This window comes from Eikenella sp. NML03-A-027, from assembly GCF_001648395.1.
Lineage (GTDB): Bacteria > Pseudomonadota > Gammaproteobacteria > Burkholderiales > Neisseriaceae > Eikenella > Eikenella exigua.
Window position 1 is genome coordinate 101,725 of record NZ_LXSM01000008.1, and the last position, 6,063, is coordinate 107,787.

The 6,063-nt window shown below is 52.7% G+C and carries 5 protein-coding genes; all 5 read right to left on the reverse strand.

The features are described from left to right. Nucleotides 1–15: 15 nt before the first annotated feature. The 5 genes from pheT to A7P96_RS04480 all read right to left on the reverse strand — a co-directional run bounded on the left by pheT (nt 16) and on the right by A7P96_RS04480 (nt 5,758). Nucleotides 16–2,376: a phenylalanine--tRNA ligase subunit beta gene (gene pheT, locus A7P96_RS04460; RefSeq protein ID WP_067525068.1), complete on the reverse strand. Its 2,361-nt coding sequence runs from the start codon at nt 2,374–2,376 to the stop codon at nt 16–18. Nucleotides 2,377–2,498: 122 nt separating this feature from the next. Further along, entirely contained in the window at nt 2,499–3,491 is a 993-nt protein-coding gene (pheS, locus tag A7P96_RS04465; RefSeq protein ID WP_067525069.1) for a phenylalanine--tRNA ligase subunit alpha, read from the reverse strand. Nucleotides 3,492–3,643: 152 nt separating this feature from the next. Next, entirely contained in the window at nt 3,644–4,084 is a 441-nt protein-coding gene (locus A7P96_RS04470) for a DNA polymerase III subunit chi (RefSeq protein ID WP_067525070.1), read from the reverse strand. Nucleotides 4,085–4,313: 229 nt separating this feature from the next. Further along, nucleotides 4,314–5,258: a thioredoxin-disulfide reductase gene (gene trxB / locus A7P96_RS04475; RefSeq protein ID WP_067525072.1), complete on the reverse strand. Its 945-nt coding sequence runs from the start codon at nt 5,256–5,258 to the stop codon at nt 4,314–4,316. A gap of 95 nt (nt 5,259–5,353) precedes the next feature. After that, nucleotides 5,354–5,758 (reverse strand): ComEA family DNA-binding protein, encoded by a 405-nt coding sequence (locus tag A7P96_RS04480; protein WP_067525074.1) that lies wholly within the window; start codon nt 5,756–5,758, stop codon nt 5,354–5,356. Nucleotides 5,759–6,063: the final 305 nt, after the last annotated feature.

A 6,063-nucleotide genomic window follows, 5' to 3' on the forward strand; every position in this document is an offset into this window, starting at 1 on the left:
GCTTCTTATTCTTATCTATCTTAACTGTGCACCAACAGTTTCAGCAGCAGCAATCAACCTCTGTACGATCTCTTCAACCATATCATCTGTCAAGGTACGTTCAGTATCCTGCAAAATCACTTTTACTGCCATGCTTTTCATGTTTTCAGGTAGCCCTACTCCGCGATACACGTCAAATATGGCCACTGCCTGAATGAATGGACTCTTCACAGCCAAAAGTGCTGTCAAGAGATCGTCATACGATACTGTCTCCGACACCACAAACGCCAAATCCCTGCGAACCGGGTGGAGTTTCGATACCGCCTGATAGCGCGTTTTTTCGCATTCCAACACGGCGGCCATGTCGATTTCAAATACCAGCGGCGCTTGTGGCAAGTCGTATTTTTGCAGCCATTTCGGATGCAGTTCGCCGACAAATCCGATGACTTGGCCGTCTGAAACAATATTGGCGGCGCGTCCTGGATGCAGGGCAGGATGTTCGGTTTTGACAAACTCAACCGCTTTATTTTTCAACAGATTTTCCACATCAGCCTTGATGTCGTAAAAATCCGCGTTGCGCGTTTTCTCGCCCCATTGTTCGGGCATGACCGCACCGTACCACAAGCTACCGATGCGTTCGTTTTGTACAAACTGGCCATCTGAACCTTTGCCGAACACGCGGGCAATTTCAAACACACGCACGCGGTTTTGCTTGCGGTTCAGATTGTTTTGCAAAATTTCCACCAAGCCGCCGATGAGCGTGGAACGCATCACGGCATACTGCGCCGCCAGCGGGTTTTGCAGGCGGATGGGATTGGCGTTGTCGGCAAAGTCGAGTTCCCACTGCTCGTCAACGAAGGCATAGCTGACTACTTCGCGGTAGCCGCGCGCCGCCATTTCGTTATAAACGGCAAAACGCGGACGGCGGGTTTCGGGCAGTGCCAGCATTTTCAGACGACCTGACGTGTAATCGTCGGGGATATTTTCATAGCCGTAAACACGACCGATTTCTTCAATCAAATCGGCTTCGATTTCGATGTCGAAACGGAAGCTCGGCGCGGTAACGCGGAAGCCTTCCGCCGTTTTTTCAGGCTGCAAGCCCAAGTGCTGCAAAATGGTTTCCACCTGTTCGGCAGGAATGTCCACGCCCAATACGGTTTTCAGACGACCCAAACGCAATTCGACCTGCTTCGCTTCGGGCAATTCACCCTGCGCTTCCACCATTTCTCCAGCCGCACCGCCGCAGATTTGCAAAACCAATTCGGTAGCGCGTTCGATGGCATCAGCCTGCAAACGGTAATCTACGCCGCGCTCAAAGCGGAACGACGAATCCGAGCCAGAACCGTATTGGCGCGATTTGCCGGCAATGATTTCAGGCGCAAACCACGCCGCTTCCAGCACGATATTTTGCGTGTCGTCTGAAACCGCGCTCGCCGCGCCGCCCATCAGACCCGCCAAACTCAACGCGCCTTTTTCATCGGCCACTACCAGCGTGTTTTCAGACAGGGAGACGGTTTTCTCATTTAGGCATTCCAGCGTTTCACCTTCACACGCGCGGCGGATGTACAGGCTGCCTGAAAGTTTGTCGGCATCAAAAACATGCATCGGCTGACCGATTTCCAGCATCACATAATTGCCAATGTCCACCAGCGCGGAAATACTGCGGATACCGCTGCGATCCAAACGCTGCTTCATCCAATCCGGCGTAGCGGCGCGCGCGTTCACGTTTTCAATCACGCGGCTGATAAAGCGGCCGCAATCGGCAGGTGCATCAATCTGCACGGGCTGTTTGCGGCTACCAGTGATTGGCGCGGCATGGATTGCAGGCTGCTTGAACGCACAACCCGTCAGCGCGGACACTTCGCGCGCAATGCCTTTAATGCTCAGGCAGTCGGCACGGTTCGGCGTGATTTTCAGCGTGAACACCGTATCGTCCAAATCCAGATATTCGCGGATGTTTGCACCGACGGGCGCGTCTTGCGGCAGAATGTACAGGCCGTTCACGCCGTCGTCAGGCAGACCGAGTTCGTCGGTGGAACACAACATCCCATTCGACACCACGCCCCGCATCTTGGTCGGCTTGATTTTGAAATTGCCCGGCAACACCGCACCCGGCAACGAACACGGCACTTTGATGCCCGCTTTCACATTCGGCGCACCGCACACAATCTGTACCAACTCGCCCGTACCCGCATCGACTTGGGTAACGTTCAAACGGTCGGCATCAGGATGTTTTTCAACGGATTTCACTTCGGCAATCACCACACCCGTAAACGCAGGTGCGGCAGTCTCGGCTTCTTCCACTTCCAAGCCGGATATGGTTAACAGGTGTTCCAGCTTATCGGCGGAAAGTTCGGTATCGGCTTGGGTTTTCAGCCATGAGTAGGAGAATTGCATGTTATGTTCTCAATCAACTAATTAACTTTTTATCAGATTTTGTTTTCAGACGACCTGTTTGTTTAGGGGCGCAGGCTGCTTTTTAACTTTGTTGGGCTGTTGCTTTCAGGTAGCCTGCACAATCATTTCGCAAACTGCTTCAAAAAGTTCAAATCGTTATCAAAAAACAGTCGCAAATCGTTCACGTTGTAACGCAACATGGCGAAACGGTCGAGGCCGATGCCGAAGGCGAAACCGGTGTATTTCTCGGGGTCGATATTCACGTTTTTCAACACGTTGGGATGCACCATGCCGCAGCCGCCGACTTCCAGCCATTTGCCGTTTTCGCCCATGATATCGATTTCAGCGGACGGTTCGGTGAACGGGAAGAAAGACGGACGGAAACGTACTTGCAAATCATCACGTTCGAAAAAGCGGCGGATAAAGTCGGTGAACACGGCTTTCAAATCGGCGAAAGTTACGCCCTCTTCTACCCACAGGCCTTCAGCTTGGTGAAACATGGGCGAGTGCGTAGCATCGCTGTCCACACGGTAAACGCGGCCGGGAGCAATAATGCGGATGGGCGGCTCTCTTTTGTCGAGCATGTGGCGGATTTGAATCGGGGAAGTGTGCGTGCGCAGAACATCGCCGTTTTCAACGTAGAACGTATCCTGCATGGCGCGGGCCGGATGGTTTGCAGGGATGTTCAGGGCTTGAAAGTTGTGGAAATCATCTTCGATTTCCGGGCCGTCTGCCACTTCAAAACCCATGCCGTGAAAGAGTTCAACCACGCGCTGCAAAGTCAGGGTTACAGGATGCAGACCGCCATTCTCCTGCGCGCGTCCGGGCAAGGTAATATCGAGTGCTTCGGCGGCAAGCTGGGCTTGCAGTTTGACTTCGGCCAACTCGGCGCGTTTGGCATCGTAGGCGGCTTGAAAACGCTGCTTGCATTCGTTGATGAATGCGCCGACGGTTTTTTTCTCTTCGGGCGGCAGGCTGCCAAGCTGTTTGAGCAGGGCGTTGAGTTCGCCCGTTTTGCCGAGATACTGGGCCTTGACGAGTTCGAGGGCTTGCTGGTCGGCGGTGTTTTGGATGGCGGCAATGCCGGCAGCGGCAATTTGTTCTGCGTTTTGCATATTTTATTGTGAAATGATGATAGGAATGAGGCGGCACACCTACAGGCTACCTGAAAAATCCGGCAGCAAAACTGAAGGCGGGAAAGGCGGCATTTTAGCCGAAAATGGGCTGTTTTTATAGCAGGCCGGCAAAGCGGACGGCGAACAAAAAACTAGGCTTTGCCCTGCATATTGTAGTGTTCGATTTTGAAACCGCCGTTACGGTAGGCAGCAAAACGACGGCGGGCGGCGGCAAGCTGGGTTTCACTGTGCCCGACGATTTCCAGCACACGCTCTGGCGTATTCGGCACATTACTCCACAAGTCTGCCGACAAATTCAGCACGGCCATGCGGCTTTCCACCGACGGCAGAATTTCGCCTTCAGCCAACAATATCGGTGGCTCGAGTGGGCACAATGTTTCAGGTAGCCAGATTTCATGCGGCAAGAAGCTTTCGGCCTCGAATGCCCACAGTTGGCGGTCAAGGGTTGCCAGCTGTTCCGCACTACTGCCCCAAACTAACACGCGGCAGCCGGCTTCAACTGCGCGTTTAGCCAAACGGCAGGCGAAGATTTCTAAATCGGCAACGTGGGTGTAGAACGTAACGGTGGGCATGGAGGCTACCTGAAAAATAGTTTTACGGAACGTTTTGATTTTCAGGTAGCCTGTTATTGCCAGCAATGATTTGTGATACTAGGAGTATTGCCTTGCGGTTAAGCCACCTGAAATTTGATTATAGGCGAGAGGCTACCTGAAGTGATGTTTCGGCGCAGCCGAAGCTGAGTTTCTGCGAAACTAAAACGGCTTTTCAGATATTTCGCACTTTCAGGTAGCCTGTTGGCACTCAGTGTTGGTCAAGCCAGCGTTCAGCATCGAGTGCGGCTTGGCAGCCGGAGGCCGCGCTGGTGATAGCTTGGCGGTAGGTGTGATCTTTCACGTCGCCCGCTGCCCAGATGCCTTCGATGTTGGTTGCGCCGACGTTGTCGCCACTGCCACCTTTGGTTTTCAGGTAGCCCGCATCGTCCATTTCAAGCTGGCCTTTGAAGATGTCGGTATTGGGTTTGTGCCCGATGGCGATAAATACGCCTTTGACGGCGATGTCTTCGCTGTGGCCGTCGTTGAATTTCAGCCGCACGCTGGTTACGCCGTTGTCGTCTCCCAATACTTCTTCCAACACGGCTTCGGTTTTCAAGACAATTTTGCCTTCTTCCACGCGGCGCATCAGTTTGTCCACCATGATTTTTTCGGCTCGGAAACTGTCGCGACGGTGTATCAGGGTTACGGTATTGGCGATGTTGGCCAAGTAAAGTGCTTCTTCCACGGCGGTGTTGCCGCCGCCAACAACGGCCACATCTTGTTTTTTGTAGAAAAAGCCGTCGCAGGTGGCACAGGCGGACACACCACGGCCGGCGAAGGCTTCTTCACTCGGCAGGCCGAGGTATTTGGCAGATGCGCCGGTGGCGACGATGAGTGCGTCGCAGGTATATTCGCCCGCATCACCAATGAGTTTGAACGGGCGTTGCTGCAGTTGCGCGGTGTGGATATGGTCGAAAACGATTTCTGTGCCGAAGCGTTCGGCGTGGGCGAGGAAGCGTGCCATCAGTTCGGGGCCCTGCACGCCGTCGGCATCGGCAGGCCAGTTGTCCACTTCGGTGGTGGTCATAAGTTGGCCGCCTTGTTCCAAACCGGTAATGATGATAGGATTGAGATTGGCGCGGGCGGCGTAAACGGCGGCGGTGTAACCAGCGGGGCCAGAACCGAGGATGATGAGTTTATGGTGTTTGGGCATATTCTTCTCCAAATAAAATGGTATTTATTGTACCCGCTTTCAGGCATAAAAACACCGCCGGCAAAATGGCTGGCGGTGCATAGTGTTTGGGCTTATCAGGGATTGGTAGCAGATTTGTTGGTAGCTGGCCGGGCGGCGGCAGGTTTGCTGGCAGACGGCTTGACTGCAGGAGTAGCTGGTTTGGCAGCAGCCGGTTGCTGCTGTTGCTGCTGAGTAGCCGGACGGGCGGCAGGAGCACGGACAGTCTGACCATTGCCTATAGTAATTTCTGAAGAAATCTTCTGATAAATGCCGTTACCGATACCACGTACATTTTTAATGTCTTCGGGAGATTTGAATGGGCCATTGGCTGTGCGATATTCCACAATTGCAGCAGCCTTAGCCGGACCGATGCCATTCAAGGTTTGAAGCTCTTGCGCGGTGGCTGTGTTAATATTAACTTGTGCTAATGCCCAAGAAAAACTTAACAGGGTAAAAACGACGAAAAGAAACTTCTTCATACAGAACTCCTTATACAATTAATCGGGCGAAATACTGCTCCTTAAAGATACAGTATTCACGCTATGATAGCCTGACATTACTTATCACACAAGCATCTTTACCCATAAGTAACAAATAATTGCATTTTACCTTATGCGAAGTTGGTTCGCTCTTCCTTCTTAATTAATCTGAGTATTCTTTCCATTCCTTTCATCATACTCCCACAAAGCACGACACCCGCCATCAGGCAGGTGTCGTAAATAGGTGTTTGGCAGTGTCCTACTTTCGCACGGGTAATCCGTACTATCATCGGCGCTGGTTCGTT